The organism is Salinicoccus sp. Marseille-QA3875 (assembly GCF_054950095.1).
Window position 1 is genome coordinate 2,507,783 of sequence record NZ_CM143103.1, and the last position, 15,585, is coordinate 2,523,367.

At 40.8% G+C, this 15,585-nt stretch carries 16 protein-coding genes; all 16 read left to right on the top strand.

Annotated elements, in window-relative coordinates; genetic code table 11:
- The first annotated feature begins 40 nt into the window (after nucleotides 1–40).
- Nucleotides 41–1,879 (top strand): molecular chaperone DnaK, encoded by a 1,839-nt coding sequence (gene dnaK / locus ACY8DT_RS12720; RefSeq protein WP_462420684.1) that lies wholly within the window; start codon nucleotides 41–43, stop codon nucleotides 1,877–1,879.
- Between the two features lie 83 nt (nucleotides 1,880–1,962).
- Entirely contained in the window at nucleotides 1,963–3,087 is a 1,125-nt protein-coding gene (gene dnaJ / locus ACY8DT_RS12725; protein WP_462420685.1) for a molecular chaperone DnaJ, read from the top strand.
- A gap of 2 nt (nucleotides 3,088–3,089) precedes the next feature.
- A complete protein-coding gene (gene prmA, locus ACY8DT_RS12730) occupies nucleotides 3,090–4,022 on the top strand; it encodes a 50S ribosomal protein L11 methyltransferase (RefSeq protein ID WP_462420686.1) in 933 nt (310 codons plus the stop codon).
- A gap of 5 nt (nucleotides 4,023–4,027) precedes the next feature.
- On the top strand, nucleotides 4,028–4,753 hold the full coding sequence (locus ACY8DT_RS12735) for an RsmE family RNA methyltransferase (protein WP_462420687.1): 726 nt from the start codon (nucleotides 4,028–4,030) through the stop codon (nucleotides 4,751–4,753).
- A gap of 78 nt (nucleotides 4,754–4,831) precedes the next feature.
- The gene (gene mtaB / locus ACY8DT_RS12740) at nucleotides 4,832–6,184 is read left to right on the top strand and encodes a tRNA (N(6)-L-threonylcarbamoyladenosine(37)-C(2))-methylthiotransferase MtaB (protein WP_462420688.1); all 1,353 of its coding nucleotides are present in this window, start codon (nucleotides 4,832–4,834) and stop codon (nucleotides 6,182–6,184) included.
- A 19-nt stretch (nucleotides 6,185–6,203) separates the two neighbouring features.
- Nucleotides 6,204–6,869, top strand: coding sequence for a deoxyribose-phosphate aldolase (gene deoC, locus ACY8DT_RS12745; RefSeq protein ID WP_462420689.1), 666 nt, complete (start codon nucleotides 6,204–6,206; stop codon nucleotides 6,867–6,869).
- A 100-nt stretch (nucleotides 6,870–6,969) separates the two neighbouring features.
- Nucleotides 6,970–7,146, top strand: coding sequence for a 30S ribosomal protein S21 (gene rpsU, locus ACY8DT_RS12750; protein WP_462420690.1), 177 nt, complete (start codon nucleotides 6,970–6,972; stop codon nucleotides 7,144–7,146).
- Nucleotides 7,147–7,282: 136 nt separating this feature from the next.
- Nucleotides 7,283–7,966 carry an NfeD family protein gene (locus ACY8DT_RS12755; protein ID WP_462420691.1) on the top strand — a complete coding sequence of 228 codons (684 nt, stop codon included), beginning with the start codon at nucleotides 7,283–7,285 and terminating at the stop codon, nucleotides 7,964–7,966.
- A gap of 22 nt (nucleotides 7,967–7,988) precedes the next feature.
- A complete protein-coding gene (gene floA / locus ACY8DT_RS12760; RefSeq protein WP_462420692.1) occupies nucleotides 7,989–8,999 on the top strand; it encodes a flotillin-like protein FloA in 1,011 nt (336 codons plus the stop codon).
- A gap of 11 nt (nucleotides 9,000–9,010) precedes the next feature.
- Complete coding sequence (locus tag ACY8DT_RS12765) at nucleotides 9,011–9,709, top strand: hypothetical protein (RefSeq protein WP_462420693.1); 699 nt, start codon at nucleotides 9,011–9,013, stop codon at nucleotides 9,707–9,709.
- Nucleotides 9,710–9,800: 91 nt separating this feature from the next.
- Complete coding sequence (locus tag ACY8DT_RS12770) at nucleotides 9,801–10,079, top strand: GNAT family N-acetyltransferase (protein ID WP_462420694.1); 279 nt, start codon at nucleotides 9,801–9,803, stop codon at nucleotides 10,077–10,079.
- 116 nt (nucleotides 10,080–10,195) lie between these two features.
- The gene (locus ACY8DT_RS12775; RefSeq protein WP_462420695.1) at nucleotides 10,196–10,927 is read left to right on the top strand and encodes a YwiC-like family protein; all 732 of its coding nucleotides are present in this window, start codon (nucleotides 10,196–10,198) and stop codon (nucleotides 10,925–10,927) included.
- Nucleotides 10,928–11,214: 287 nt separating this feature from the next.
- Nucleotides 11,215–11,961 carry a DeoR/GlpR family DNA-binding transcription regulator gene (locus ACY8DT_RS12780; protein ID WP_462420696.1) on the top strand — a complete coding sequence of 249 codons (747 nt, stop codon included), beginning with the start codon at nucleotides 11,215–11,217 and terminating at the stop codon, nucleotides 11,959–11,961.
- Entirely contained in the window at nucleotides 11,962–12,864 is a 903-nt protein-coding gene (pfkB, locus tag ACY8DT_RS12785; RefSeq protein ID WP_462420697.1) for a 1-phosphofructokinase, read from the top strand. It abuts the gene before it with no gap.
- 14 nt (nucleotides 12,865–12,878) lie between these two features.
- Complete coding sequence (locus ACY8DT_RS12790; RefSeq protein WP_462420698.1) at nucleotides 12,879–14,750, top strand: PTS fructose transporter subunit IIABC; 1,872 nt, start codon at nucleotides 12,879–12,881, stop codon at nucleotides 14,748–14,750.
- A gap of 82 nt (nucleotides 14,751–14,832) precedes the next feature.
- Nucleotides 14,833–15,561 carry an SGNH/GDSL hydrolase family protein gene (locus tag ACY8DT_RS12795; RefSeq protein ID WP_462420699.1) on the top strand — a complete coding sequence of 243 codons (729 nt, stop codon included), beginning with the start codon at nucleotides 14,833–14,835 and terminating at the stop codon, nucleotides 15,559–15,561.
- Nucleotides 15,562–15,585: the final 24 nt, after the last annotated feature.

Here is a 15,585-nt window from a genome sequence, read left to right on the forward strand (position 1 = left end):
TCAATATGATAAATAATTTAATATATGGAGGCTATTTTATATGAGTAAAGTAATTGGTATCGACTTAGGAACAACAAACTCTGTAGTATCCGTTCTTGAAGGCGGAGAAGCTAAAGTAATTCAAAACGCTGAAGGCAACCGTACAACACCTTCTGTCGTTTCATTCAAAAATGATGAGATTCAGGTTGGTGAAGTTGCTAAACGTCAGGCAATCACAAACCCTGATACAATAATGTCTGTAAAGAGACATATGGGTACTGACCACAAAGAAAAAATTGGTGATAAAGAATATACACCTCAGGAAATTTCAGCGATGATTCTTCAAAACTTAAAAGAAACTGCTGAAAGCTATTTAGGTGAAAAAGTAGAGAAAGCAGTTGTCACTGTACCTGCCTATTTTAATGACTCTGAGCGTCAGGCAACAAAAGATGCCGGTAAAATTTCCGGACTTGAAGTTGAGAGAATCATAAATGAGCCGACTGCTGCAGCACTAGCTTACGGCCTTGACAAGCAGGAAGTTGACCAGAAAGTATTAGTTTTCGACCTTGGCGGCGGTACTTTTGACGTATCCATCCTTGAACTTGGTGATGGCGTGTTTGATGTACTTGCAACTGCAGGTGATAACCGTCTTGGCGGTGACGACTTTGATGATGTAATCATTGATTATCTGGTTGATACATTCAAAAAAGAAAATGGCATCGACTTATCAAATGACAAAATGGCAATGCAGCGTTTGAAAGATGCAGCTGAAAAAGCTAAGAAAGACTTGTCAGGTGTATCTTCAACCCAAATCTCATTACCATTCATCTCTGCTGGAGATGCAGGTCCACTTCACCTTGAAACTTCACTTACTCGTGCAAAGTTCGAAGAACTTACACACGACCTTGTGAAACGTTCAATGGAACCGACTAAACAGGCGATCAAAGATTCAGGCATCAGCAAAAATGAAATTGATGAAGTCATTCTGGTCGGCGGGTCTACAAGAATTCCAGCTGTACAAGAAGCAATCACAAAAGAAATTGGCAAAGAGCCTAACCGCAGTGTGAACCCTGACGAAGTCGTAGCAATGGGTGCTGCAATCCAGGGCGGTGTGTTATCCGGAGACGTTAAAGATGTTGTACTTCTTGACGTAACTCCATTATCACTTGGTATCGAAACTATGGGTAACGTGTCAACTGTTCTTATTGAAAGAAACACAACAATCCCGACAAGCAAGTCAGAAACATTTTCAACTGCAGCAGACAATCAGCCTGCTGTGGACATTCACGTGCTGCAGGGTGAACGTCCGATGGCAAGCGACAACAAAACACTCGGCCGTTTCCAATTGACGGATATACCACCAGCTCCACGCGGTGTCCCTCAAATCGAAGTCACTTTCGATATTGATAAAAACGGTATTGTCAACGTAACTGCAAAAGATCAGGGGACAGGCAAAGAGCAGAAGATTACAATCCAATCTTCTTCAAACCTGACTGATGATGATATCGACAGAATGGTCCAGGAAGCTGAAGATAACGCAGAGGAAGACAAAAAGCGCCGTGAAGAAGTAGAAACACGCAACGCTGCTGACCAGCTGATCTTCTCTACTGATAAAACAATTGAAGACTTAGGCGATAAAGTGGAAGCAGAAGAGAAAGAAAAAGCAGAAGCTGCCAAAGAAGAGCTTAAAACTGCATTGGAAGGCGAAGACCTGGAAGAAATCAATGCTAAGAAAGACGCACTTGAAGAAATACTTCAAGGTATGTCAATGAAGCTTTATGAACAAATGGCGCAGGAACAACAAGCTGGTGAAAACGCAGAAGGTAATGAATCCACTGAAGATGATGTAGTGGATGCAGACTTCAAAGAAGTCGAAGATGATGAAGAAGATAAAAAATAATCTTTGAACTCAAAGTCAAAGCCAATAGCATTTGGCTTTGACTTTTTTAAATGTTATGATTTGGAAGTTGGAGGGATATTTGGATGGCTAAAAGAGATTATTATGAAATACTTGGTGTAGAAAAAAGTGCATCTAAAGATGAAATTAAAAAAGCATATCGTAAATTATCAAAAAAATATCACCCGGACATAAACAAGGAAGAAGGTTCGGATGAGAAGTTCAAAGAGGTTGCAGAGGCATACGAAGTATTATCAGATGAAGATAAGCGCTCCCAATATGACCGCTTTGGTCATGAAGGGATGAAATCACAATTTGGAGGCGGCGGTGGCTTCCAGGGTTCAGGTGGTTTCGGCGGCTTCGAAGACATTTTCAGTTCATTCTTCGGCGGCGGACGTCAAGCTGATCCAAATGCTCCCCGTAAAGGTGATGACCTGCAGTACACTATGACAGTGGATTTTGAAGAAGCTGTGTTTGGTGTCACTAAAACGATAACAATAAAAAAGGAAGTCACATGTGATACATGTGACGGCAATGGTGCCAAACCAGGCACATCCAAATCAACCTGCAGCATGTGCAGCGGTGCAGGCCGTGTAGCAGTGGAACAGAATACACCGTTCGGGCGTATTCAGACTGAGCGCACATGCCCGACTTGTCAGGGTACTGGTCAGGAAATCAAAGAACCTTGTAACAAATGTAAAGGTTCTGGAACAGTTACGAAAGATGTGGATATCGAAGTTACAGTGCCAGAAGGCGTAGATAATGGCCAGCAGATCCGTGTTCAGGGCCATGGTGAACCAGGTGTGAACGGCGGACCTTCAGGAGATCTATATATCGTTTTCCGTGTCAGACCGGACTCAAGATTTACCCGTGACGGCGACGATATTCACTATGAACTGCCGATCACTTTCGCACAGGCTGCATTAGGTGATGAAATCAAAGTACCTACAATCAGCTCAGAAGTCGTATTGACAATTCCGGCAGGTACACAGACCGGCAGAAGATTCCGACTGAAAGAAAAAGGTGTCAAAAATGTACACGGATACGGTTACGGCGATCAGTTCATCACTGTTAAAGTGGTCACACCGACTAAGCTTTCTGACGAGGAAGTTGAAATCTTCAGGAATTTGGCCGATCAGGGCGGCGAAAAGATCAATGAGCAGCAGGAGAATATTTTCGACCGGACTAAACGTTTCTTCAAAGGAGATTAAAGATGAAATGGCATGAAGTTGCAATTCATACCGTTGAGGAAAATGAAGAGGCACTTTCCATTTTCCTGAACACTATATCCAAAGGTGTCTCCGTAGAACATTCAATAGATATACTGAAACAGAAAGTAGACGATTTTGACGAGAAGTTCAGACTTGATCCAAAAGATTATCCTGAATCGAATATCAGGTTGGTCGTTTATTTTGATGAAACTCAGAATATTGATGATCGTTTGAAGGAAATCAATCAGCATATTACTGAGACAGGACTCGTACAAAAAGATGATATAAGCATAGTCCATAAAATCATAGAAGAATCGGACTGGGAAAATGAATGGAAAAAATATTTTCACAGCTTCAGAGTTTCAGATACATTTGTAATAGTTCCGTCATGGGAAATGGAAGATTACAACTATGAAGAATCAGATCGTCTGATCAAACTGGACCCGGGAATGGCTTTTGGGACCGGTGACCATCCGACAACGAGCATGTGCCTGAAATTTATAGAAGGAATCGTCAAACCTGAGCATAAAATAATCGATGTAGGTACAGGTTCCGGCATATTGTCCATCGCTTCACACTTGATGGGGGCTAGGTCCATCAAAGCGACAGACATAGATGAATTATCCATTAAAGTCGCCCATGATAACTTCTCAATCAATAACTGTCAAAAAGATATCATTTTGGAAACTGCAGATCTATTGAAGGATGAGCTGGGCCGGTACGATATAGTCATTGCTAATATCCTCGCCCACATCATTGAAGAGATGATTAGTGATGCCTATGATATATTAAATACAAATGGCCATTTTATCGCGTCTGGCATCATCGTAGAGAAACGAGATGAAGTAGTTAATAAAATGTCGGAAACAGGTTTCATAATCAAAGACATTCTGGAAGATGGCGGCTGGGTAAGTATATTAGCAGAGAAGGTATGATTGCCATGCAGAGATATTTCACACGGGATCAATTGAATATTCGTGAAACTTTTGAAGCACTTAACGAAGATACGCATCATATGATAAATGTGATGCGTTTTCGTGTTGATGATACATTTGAAATGGTGGACGTGGATAAAAACATCTTTCTATGTAATATTGTAAAATTTGAGGGGCAGACAGTCATTTACCAGCCGATTGAAAAATATGAATTCAGCCCTGAAATGCCTTTAAGGATTACAATCATTTGTCCCATGTTAAAAGGTGAAAAATTCGAGTGGATGCTTCAGAAATCCACAGAGCTCGGAGCTTTTGAATTTATCATTTATGAAGCCGACCGGAGCATCGTCAAACTGGATGATAAGAAAAAAGAAAAGAGACTAACGCGCTACAGAAAAGTGATAAAAGAAGCAAGTGAACAAAGCAAGCGTACGGTAATACCTGAAATATATTTTGACCGCAAATTAAAGCAGCTCGATTTTTCCGGCTTTGACCATACCATCATTGCTTATGAAGGCAATGCAACTAACGAATCATTGTCTTTGAACAGGCTTGAAAGGTTCAAGGATGATGATTCACTCGCATTCATCTTCGGTCCCGAAGGCGGACTCACAGAGAGTGAAACAGGATTTGACGGGAGTTTACAGCATGTCAGACTGGGTCCAAGAATACTGAGGGCAGAATCCGCACCGTTATATTTTCTATCTTCAATGAGCTGTATATATGAATAGGCCTGATTGAAGGACCATATATATTATGATATTATATTTAAAGCTATCATAATATTTTTTAAGAGAGATTTGATATATATGAATGAGAAGACAATCGCCTTCCATACGCTTGGCTGTAAAGTAAATCATTATGAAACAGAAGCGATGTGGCAGATATTTAAAAATGATGGATATGACCGTATAGATTTTGAAAAAAATGCAGACGTGTATGTCATTAATACATGTACAGTGACGAATACCGGTGATAAGAAAAGCCGTCAGGTGATCCGCCGTGCAATCCGTAAAAACCCGGATGCTGTCATTGCCGTTACAGGCTGCTATGCACAGACTTCACCGAAAGAAATCATGGATATAGCTGGCGTGGATATAATCATCGGTACTGAAGACAGAGATAAGCTTCTCGGATATGTCAACCAGTACCATGAAGAGCGCCAGCCGATCAATGGTGTCAAAAACATCATGAAAAAGCGTACATATGAAGAAATGGATGTACCGTATTTCACTGACCGTACAAGGGCAACTTTAAAGATACAGGAAGGCTGTAATAATTTCTGTACTTTCTGCATCATCCCCTGGGCACGTGGATTAATGCGTTCAAGAGACCCTGAAAAAGTGATTCAGCAGGCTCAGAATCTGGTTGACGAAGGATATAAGGAAATCGTCCTTACTGGTATCCACACAGGCGGATACGGCGAGGATCTGAAAGATTACAATCTCGCTCAATTATTGAGGGATCTGGAAGAAATCGATGGTCTCAACCGTCTGAGAATATCCAGTATCGAAGCGAGCCAGCTGACTGATGAAGTCATTGATGTAATAAGGGATTCGAACAAAATAGTAAGACATCTTCATGTACCTATACAGTCTGGAAGTGATACTGTATTGAAACGCATGAGAAGAAAATACACTATGGAATTCTTTGAATCCCGCATAGTGAAGCTGAAAGAAATCATGCCGAATGTTGCAATAACAAGTGATGTAATTGTTGGATTTCCAGGTGAAACTGAAGAAGAGTTCCAGGAAACGTATGACTTTATCAATAAACACCACTTTTCAGAATTACATGTTTTCCCATATTCCATCCGTACGGGAACTCCTGCAGCTAAAATGAAAGACCAGATTGATAATGATACGAAGAATGAGCGTGTCCAGAGACTGATTGATTTATCAGACCGTCTCGCATTGGAATATGCCGACGGCTTCAAAGATGATGTTCTAGAAATCATCCCCGAAGAAATCAAAGATGGAAAACTTGTAGGCCATGCAGATAATTACATGAAAATAGCAATCGATGGTGACGAATCATTAACCGGAGAACTTGTGAAAGTAAAAGTGACAGAACCAGGCTATCCATTAAGCCATGGTGAAATTGTCAAAGTGCTGGAAAAGCCGATGGTTAAAAACTACGCTTATCTTGAGCGTACTATATAGTTTATTTGGAGGTAAGATTATGAAAGTTTCAAAATATATCGACCATACATTATTGAAACCTGCCGTGACTCAGGATGAAATTTTCCAGTTATGCAAGGAAGCAAAAGAATACGATTTTTTCAGTGTCTGCATCAACCCTGCATGGGTTCAGACTGCATCAGATCTCTTAAAGGACAGTGACGTCAAAGTATGTACCGTCATCGGTTTCCCGCTTGGTGCAACAACTTCTGAAGTGAAAGCATTCGAAACAATGAATGCAGTTCAGAATGGTGCGGATGAGGTGGACATGGTAATCAATATCGGTGCCTTGAAATCTGGAAACCATGATCTGGTATTCAACGATATTAAAGCGGTCTGCGATGCTGCTGGAACAGATGCACTTGTTAAAGTAATCATCGAAAGCGCTCTGCTCGACAGTGATGAAATTGTCAAAGCATGTGAACTGAGCAAGAAGGCGGGGGCAGATTTCGTTAAAACTTCTACAGGTTTCAACGGAGCAGGTGCATCTGTTGAAGCTGTGACTCTAATGCGTATGACTGTCGGAGAAGAAATGGGCGTCAAAGCAAGCGGCGGCGTCCGTTCGGCTGATGATGCAATGAAAATGATTGAAAGCGGTGCAACGCGAATCGGTGCATCGAGCGGTATTGAAATAGTGACAGGCGGCATATCTGAATCTAATTATTAAAATTGAGTTGACCAAAAAAGTTACTTATATTATAATATTTGAGTACATAGTAATGCTATGTTTAGATTAGCCTTTTGTTTATTCGGAGGGAGGGAAATTTATGACTAAAACAAACGTTAAGAAGAACGAACCTATTGAAGATGCACTACGACGTTTTAAGCGTAATGTCTCAAAAAACGGCACAATCCAGGAAGCCCGTAAAAGAGAATTTTATGAGAAACCTAGTGTTAAGCGTAAGAAGAAGTCTGAAGCAGCAAGGAAACGTAAATTCAAATAATATATCCTCCCTCGGATAAATTATCATATTTGAAAGACAGTACTATTTTATGTAGTACTGTCTTTTTCATATGTAACAGCAGAGTATATTTATTTTTGCGTCTTTTATATGTATAATGAAATTGGAGGGGATTTACATGGCGATAATTGATACATTTTTGATAGGGAATATTGTGAATACATTCAGGGATGCTATTACTATGCCTGTAATTGCCTTTATATTACTAGCTGTCTTCATAATTGGACTGGTAATGCAACTGTTTTCTGAACAATTCAATTTTTATGGTTTACTTTCTATTGCCGCCATTGTTCTATTTTTCTCCGGGCATTTATTAATAGAAGGCAGTAATCTTATTGCGCTCTCGTTATTTGTACTCGGGGCCTTTTTGATTATTATCGAGTTTTTTGTAATCGGTACCTTTTTGGGAATACTGGGTGTCATTCTATTATTGCTCAGCATTGTTTTAGTCAGTGGAAATATGATAATGTATTCAATCTTCCTGCTGATTATAATTATTATTGCATCTTTTATGGTGGTGGGTCTTATCAAATCTAAGAAAAGAAAAATACCGTTTTTGAACAGGTTGATCCTGAGTGATGCGACAGATACAGAATCCGGTTATACGTCTTTTGATGACCGTTCACATTTACTTGGTGAAACAGCAATTACTGTCACACCTCTCAGACCGTCAGGAACTATCCGTTACGGAGAAGAAAGAATTGATGCTGTTGCAGAAGGATCTTATATTACAGCGGATATGAAAGTTAAAGTCATACATGTTGAAGGAACCAGAGTAGTTGTCCGTCCTATTGAAGAATAACTAATTTAAAGGAGAGTTTTACATGGATTTAATGTTTATATCCGGAGGATTACTAACAGTTATATTTTTAATTGTTGTAATTTTTATCGTATTGTCATTTATCCTGTCATTTGTCCCGGTCGGTCTATGGATTTCAGCAATTGCTGCCGGAGTCAAAGTAGGAATATTTACACTGGTGGGTATGCGTCTCAGACGTGTTAAACCAAAACGCGTAATTGAACCGATGATCAAAGCCCATAAAGCAGGGCTTGACCTGAGCACAAACCAGCTTGAAGCACACTTCCTTGCCGGTGGTAATGTAGACAGAGTAGTGGACGCTTTAATCGCAGCCCAGCGTGCGAATATCAATTTAACTTTCGAACGTTGTGCGGCCATCGATCTTGCCGGTCGTGATGTACTTGAAGCAGTGCAGATGAGTGTAAATCCAAAAGTTATTGAAACACCATTTATTTCAGGTGTAGCCATGGATGGTATTGAAGTCAAAGCGAAAGCGCGTATCACGGTTCGTGCAAACATCGACCGCCTTGTCGGTGGTGCCGGTGAAGAAACAATCGTAGCCAGAGTCGGTGAAGGTATAGTTTCAACAATCGGTTCTTCAGAAAAACATTCTGGCGTTCTAGAAAACCCTGACTCGATATCACAGACAGTACTTTCAAAAGGGTTGGATTCAGGTACGGCATTCGAAATTTTATCCATAGATATCGCAGATGTGGATATCGGTAAAAATATTGGTGCCGATCTTCAGACTGAACAGGCTGTTGCAGATAAGAACATTGCACAGGCAAAAGCTGAAGAGCGTCGTGCAATGGCTGTCGCACAGGAGCAGGAGATGAAAGCGCGTGTTCAGGAAATGAGAGCCAAAGTGGTTGAAGCTGAATCCAAAGTACCGCTTGCATTCTCTAAAGCGCTTGAAGACGGTAATATTGGTGTCAGTGAATATTACGACCTGAAAAATGTCGAAGCAGATACCAATATGAGAGATTCTATCAATAAGATGACTAATCCGACTCGTTATAATGAAGATGAAGAATAGGTCGTGATATTATGGAAGCGTTACTGCCCCTATTAATATTTGCAGGCGGCGTAATATACTCTGTCATAGCCAGCAAAGGCAGCAATGAGAAAGAAAAAAGAAATATCGACCCCAGTAAAATGGAAAGGCCCGGCCGTTCGGCACCGAGGCGGCGTTCTGCTAATTCGGAGACACAGAGAGAGCAGGGGTCCGGCGGTCTTTTTGACGAGTTAAAACGCGAATTTAAAAAAGAATACGACAAAGCGATGGGTGAATCTTCATCAGAGACTAAAGATCAATCACGTAGAATGTCTCAGGAAAATATAAAAAAGCGTGTTGAAGAAGAACGCCGGAAACTGGAAGAAAAAAGACAGCAGGAAAAAGAACAGGCCTCGATGCGTCAAAGATCACGCAACCAGACATATAAAGATAAAAAACCTGTTGAAAGAAGACAGAGTGAAAGAGCGTCGAGGGCAAGAGAAAGTGTTTATACCGGTGCTCATGATGCCGCAAGCGATATTGAAATTGCAGATGCTTCAAAAGGTATCGGCAGAGAAATCACTGAAAGAGTACGCTATTCATATGGTGATGATCGTACGGAAATACATGAAAGAGGCAGAGCCAAAGATAAAGCAATTACAACAAAAGATCTGACTTTTGATAAAAGTGCAGTGGTTAACGGTATCATTTTTAATGAAATATTAGGGAAACCCAAATCGCGAAGAAAATAATACAGACACATATCAATTTTATTGATATGTGTTTTTATGTTTTAAATAGTACAATGAAGAGAATATAAGTATTAAGCAGGAGGTGTGAATGATGGACATAGATATTAAGAAAGGCGAAAATATGTTTTTCGTAGGTGAGGATGAATTAAACCCCGAAGCTTACGTTTCTTATATAGTCGATGATGAAGGTGACCTGATCATCGATAGTACAGAGGTTGCAAACCAGCTGAGCGGGCAGGGCATCGGCAGTACGCTTGTCAATATGGTTGTCGAGTATGCGAAAGATGAAGATAAGAAGATTGTCCCCCAGTGCCCATTTGCAAGAGCTGTCATGGAGCGTGAGGAAGAAACGAAACAAATGATAAAGTAGAAGAATAAGCTCATTCATTGAGCTTATTTTTTATGTTTAATTATTCACAAAAATGTACCAAAAGCATTACTGTCAGTTGTTATTTATAACTTATAATAGTGCTAAGAGGTGACATTATGAAGTTCAAAAAACAAAATCAACACGGTGCATGGGCGATGGTCTTCATGCCGCTTATACTTGGCATCGCTGCAGGGGGATTTCACCCGTCACAATTGTTTTATGCATCAGGATGGCTACTCATGTTCTTTGCGGCAGATCATGTTTTGATGTTCATCAAAAGGATGAAAAGAAAAAAGGATTATGGTTATTTAAAAGCGGCCTTGATGTTTGGAGTCATTGCTATTCTGCTATTTATCTATCCTTTGTTTATTGAGTACAGAATCATCTACTTTTTCTTAGCGATGATACCGCTTGGAGCAATAACGAGTTACTTCTCCATGATTAAAGATGAGCGGAACATCATTAATGATATCGTTGCCATTTCAATATTTTCAATTGCAGGGGGCGGTATTGCATTTTTAAACACTCATGAATGGACGCTTGGCATCACAGTTGTAATTTTAGTCAGTCTGTTCTACTTTGTCGGTTCGGCGTTGGTTGTCAAAACAATCGTCAGGGAACGGAAGAATATCAATTACAGAAATGCATCCTACATATATCATGCAGTGTTATTCCTTGGCATGCTGCTCTGGCATTTCACGCTGGGCATAGCATTCCTGATAGGAATCATCAGAGCGGTAGGTGTTTATGACAGAGGATGGACACCAAAAAAGCTGGGAATTATGGAAATATTCCATATTGTGTGGATCAGTACATGGGTAATTATATATTTGGTCGTGGTGATTTGAAAGGGCCCCCGAGGGGGCCTTTTTATCTTGATGATACTGTGATTTTGGAATCTGGCTGGATTTTATTTCTGATGCCGCTTATTTCACTGCAAGTAATACTGATCATTACCATCTCAGCGACAAAATTGATTTTGATATTGAGCATCTCCAATTTTTAATAAAAGAACATTGTTTTATTACTTATGCTGTGCAGATATTTACTGCACAGCTTTTTAATTTTGATTGATACTGATTGTTTTTGATTGAATTAGATTGATAATTATATTATTCTATAAGTGGTGATGAATATGATAACGACACAAAGATATGAATTGATATTAAATTTTTTGAACGAATACGGTAACGGCACCATCAATGATTTTGTAGATTTGACGGGCACAAGCAGTGCGACGATCCGCCGGGATCTGACGCATCTGGAAGATGAGGGACTGCTTTCCCGTATACATGGGGGCGCAACGATAGACCGCATAGAAAGTGAGAAGAGTTATACAGATAAGTCGGTTATGAATTTGAAGGATAAAATTCATATTGCCAAAACTGCTGCCGCTCTGATTGAAGACGGTGATACACTTTTTATCGATGCAGGCACGAGTACATATGAAATGCTGCCATTTATCAATAAGAAGAATTTAACGATAGTTACCAACAGTGTCACATTAATCAGTTCCCTGGTCAAAGACGGTCATCTTGTGTATCTCCTCGGGGGTAAAGTTAAACCGACGACGTATGCGATCATAGGAACTGAAGCAGTTGAGAAACTGAATAATCTGTCGTTTGATAAATGTTTTATCGGAACGAACGGCATAGATATAGAACACGGCTTTTCGACTCCGGACAGTGATGAAGCAGCGGTGAAACGCACCGCATTGAAGCGGTCGAAAGCAAAATACATATTAGGCGACACTTCTAAATTTCATAAGACAGCTTTCGTCAAATTTGCCGAACTCAGTGATGCGGAATTAATTACTAATGATACAAAATCAGATTTAATTAAAGAGATCAGTAAGGAAACGACAGTGATTGGAGAGGTGTAAATGATATATACCGTAACTTTTAATCCATCGGTGGATTATATTATGAGGGTGGATCAATTTAAAGAAGGCGAGTTGAACCGTACGGCACGCACGGAAAAATATCCGGGAGGAAAAGGTATCAATGTTTCAAGAGTGTTAAAGGAACTGGGTGCAAATACAACAGCACTGGGTTTCACAGGCGGATTTACAGGAGATTATATTAAATCCGAACTTGACAGAAGAAGCATCTTGCATGACTTCATAGAAGTTTCAGGCGAGACAAGAATCAATGTGAAACTTAAAACATCGTTGGAATCGGAAATAAATGCTGACGGGCCCAAAATTTCAGATGATAAATTCAAAACTTTGGAAGAAAAGTTGTCACGTCTGAGGCCGGAGGATCACGTGATATTTGCAGGCAGTGTGCCTGGGGGTCACAAAGACGCCTACAAAAGATTAGCCGGAAGATTATATGAAAACGGGATTCCATTCTCCATAGATTCAGAAGGTGAGAAACTGACATCGACACTGCCTTTTGAACCTTATCTGGTCAAACCCAATCTTTTTGAACTTGAACAGATGTCCGGTAAAGCTTTGAAGTCTGTAGAGGAAATTAGAAAAGCTGCGGAATCGTTATTAGAACGGGGTGCTCAAAATGTACTGGTCACATTGGGAGGGGATGGTGCGATGTTTGTTAGTGCAGAGTGTGCAATGAAACTGACACCGCCTGAAGGAGAACTGGTCAACTCGGTCGGTGCAGGAGATTCAACAGTTGCCGGTTTTATCAGTCAGCATGGTAAAGGTGTTACAGAACAAGTGAAGTACGCGGTTGCTGCAGGGAGTGCCACAGCTTATAACAGTGATCTCGCATCACGTCAGGATATTATTTCTTTATTGGATAAAGTGAAGATCGAAAAAATTTAATCGGGGTGAAATATATGAGAATTACAGAACTGCTTACTAAAGACACCATTAAGATGAATATTGAAGCGAAAGATAAGGACAGTGTGATAAAGGAACTCGTCAGTGAACTGGACAGAGCCGGTATAATTACCGATGCGGACAAATTTGAGTCGGCTATTCAAAAAAGGGAGTCGCAGAGTACTACCGGTGTAGGTGACGGCATCGCCATACCGCATGCCCAGACCAAGGAAGTTAAAAAGCCTGCCATAATGTTCGGACGCAGTGAAGAGGGGATTGATTACGATTCGTTGGACGGGCAGAATGCACACCTGTTCTTTATGATTGCTGCCCCGGACGGCCAGGCGACGACACATCTGGATGCTCTGGCGAAACTTTCAGGTATATTGATGAATCCTGAAGCAAAGGAACGTCTGTTAAAGGCACAGAATGCTGATGAAGTGTTAAATACCATTGATCATTATGATGAATCAGAACCGTCAGAAGAGACGGCTGAAACTGTCGTTAACAATGAAGACAAGGCATATATTATTGCAGTCACAGCTTGTCCTACGGGTATAGCACATACTTATATGGCAGCGGATGCACTGAAAAATAAGGCTAAAGAAATGAATGTGGATATCAAGGTGGAGACGAACGGTTCCGGCGGTGTGAAGAATCCTTTAAGTGAAGCGGATATAAAGAATGCTTCAGGCGTAATAGTAGCTGCCGACACTAAAGTGGAAATGGACCGTTTTAATGGAAAACGACTTTTGGAAGTACCGGTATCAGATGGGATTAAACGACCGGAAGAACTCATTCGGTCCACTCTCGATGAGCAGGGTGACGTATATGAAGGTTCAGGTGGCAGCAGCACTCAGAGCAGTTCATCTAAAGGAATGCCGTCAATCTATAAACACTTGATGAATGGTGTTTCCAATATGCTGCCATTCGTTGTAGCCGGCGGTATACTGATTGCAATCAGCTTTTTTTGGGGTATAGAATCCGCAAATCCGGATCATGCAGATTACAGTCCGATAGCTGAGATGATTAACTTCATAGGAAGCAATGCATTTGAACTGATGGTTCCTATACTCGCCGGTTTCATAGCGATGAGCATCGCAGACAGGCCGGGATTTGCACCGGGCATGGTCGGCGGTCTTATGGCTGCAACGATGGGCTCCGGCTTCTTGGGCGGTCTTATTGCGGGTTTTCTTGCCGGGTATTTGATGATTGGAATTAAAAAGGTGACGGAAAATCTTCCTCAAGCACTCGACGGAATCAAACCGGTATTGATATATCCTTTACTCGGTGTATTTTTAACTGGTGTCATCATGTATTATATAGTCGATCCGCCTGCGACAGCTTTGAATGAAGCACTCAATTCATTCCTAGAAAACCTGAGCGGCACAAATATCGTCATACTTGGAGCGATTCTCGGTGGTATGATGACGATTGATATGGGCGGTCCGATTAACAAGGCGGCGTATGCGTTCAGTATTGCGACACTGACAGCAGGAAATCCTGAACCGATCACAGCTGCCATGATAGGTGGAATGGTGCCGCCGCTCTCGATTGCACTTGCTACAGTGGTATTCAGAAACAAGTTTACTCCTGTAGAACGTTCATCCGGACCGACAAACCTGGTGATGGGGCTTTCGTTCATAACTGAAGGGGCAATACCTTTTGCTGCAGCAGACCCGTTGCGTGTCATACCTTCGATGATGGTAGGTTCGGCAGTTGCTGGTGCGATGGCGCTTGGACTCGGTGCGACAATACCAGCTCCGCACGGTGGTATTTTCGTAGTCGGTGTTGGTGATAATGTGCTGATGTTCCTGCTGGCACTTCTTGTCGGTACGATTGTCAGTGCGATTCTTTTAGGACTTTTGAAAAGAAAAGAACAGATATAATAGGAAGGACGGACAAGAATTATATTTGTCCGTCTTTTTTTAATTTATGATATGATTTTGATTAATAAAAAGGAGTGAAGTGATGAAATTAAGTCGTCTAATCAGCAGTTTTGTAAAGAATGATAAAAAGATGATTAAAAACGAATTTGAGATTCTTACAAATAACCCTCAATCAAGGCCATTAAACATCAGTTTTTTAGGAGACTCAATTTCAACATTTAAAGGATGGATACCACCGAATGCGAAGTTCTGGTATTCAGATGCTGCAAGCAAAGGAACTGAAGTACTCAATGTTAATCAAACATGGTGGCATTTATTCTTGATGCAAACCGGTAATAAACTGATGACCAACGACAGCTGGAGCGGTTCGACTATATGTAATAAAACCGGTAATGGTGAAGATGAGAGTTACAGAAGTTTCATAAACAGATTTGATAAAACGATGGGAAAAGATAATGTTCTTGAATTAAAACCGGATGTAATCATTGTCTTTGGCGGTACAAATGACAGCAGTAAAAACTCGCCGATAGGCACTGTTAAATACAGCGACTGGACTAAAAGTGATTTAGACACTTTTGGTGGTGCTTATTCAAAACTGATGAGTGATTTGCAGTATTGGAATCCATCGATAAGAATTATAAATGTCCAAAGCAGTTTATTGAAACGTGATTATGCATCGATTATGGAAGAAGTCACTTCCACTTTAGGGATAGAAAATGTTTTAATCCCTTCTTATTCAGGCGTTGGCGTGCATCCTGATGTTCAGGGAATGAGAACTATCGCAAACACTTTAATAAAAGTCATAGATTAAAAATGAATTTTAAAAAGGGGCGCA

Coding starts and splice junctions, on each gene's coding strand:
- dnaK (WP_462420684.1), top strand. CDS start 41: ATGAGTAAAGTAATTGGTATCGACTTAGGAACAACAAACTCTGTAGTA.
- dnaJ (WP_462420685.1), top strand. CDS start 1,963: ATGGCTAAAAGAGATTATTATGAAATACTTGGTGTAGAAAAAAGTGCA.
- prmA (WP_462420686.1), top strand. CDS start 3,090: ATGAAATGGCATGAAGTTGCAATTCATACCGTTGAGGAAAATGAAGAG.
- ACY8DT_RS12735 (WP_462420687.1), top strand. CDS start 4,028: ATGCAGAGATATTTCACACGGGATCAATTGAATATTCGTGAAACTTTT.
- mtaB (WP_462420688.1), top strand. CDS start 4,832: ATGAATGAGAAGACAATCGCCTTCCATACGCTTGGCTGTAAAGTAAAT.
- deoC (WP_462420689.1), top strand. CDS start 6,204: ATGAAAGTTTCAAAATATATCGACCATACATTATTGAAACCTGCCGTG.
- rpsU (WP_462420690.1), top strand. CDS start 6,970: ATGACTAAAACAAACGTTAAGAAGAACGAACCTATTGAAGATGCACTA.
- ACY8DT_RS12755 (WP_462420691.1), top strand. CDS start 7,283: ATGGCGATAATTGATACATTTTTGATAGGGAATATTGTGAATACATTC.
- floA (WP_462420692.1), top strand. CDS start 7,989: ATGGATTTAATGTTTATATCCGGAGGATTACTAACAGTTATATTTTTA.
- ACY8DT_RS12765 (WP_462420693.1), top strand. CDS start 9,011: ATGGAAGCGTTACTGCCCCTATTAATATTTGCAGGCGGCGTAATATAC.
- ACY8DT_RS12770 (WP_462420694.1), top strand. CDS start 9,801: ATGGACATAGATATTAAGAAAGGCGAAAATATGTTTTTCGTAGGTGAG.
- ACY8DT_RS12775 (WP_462420695.1), top strand. CDS start 10,196: ATGAAGTTCAAAAAACAAAATCAACACGGTGCATGGGCGATGGTCTTC.
- ACY8DT_RS12780 (WP_462420696.1), top strand. CDS start 11,215: ATGATAACGACACAAAGATATGAATTGATATTAAATTTTTTGAACGAA.
- pfkB (WP_462420697.1), top strand. CDS start 11,962: ATGATATATACCGTAACTTTTAATCCATCGGTGGATTATATTATGAGG.
- ACY8DT_RS12790 (WP_462420698.1), top strand. CDS start 12,879: ATGAGAATTACAGAACTGCTTACTAAAGACACCATTAAGATGAATATT.
- ACY8DT_RS12795 (WP_462420699.1), top strand. CDS start 14,833: ATGAAATTAAGTCGTCTAATCAGCAGTTTTGTAAAGAATGATAAAAAG.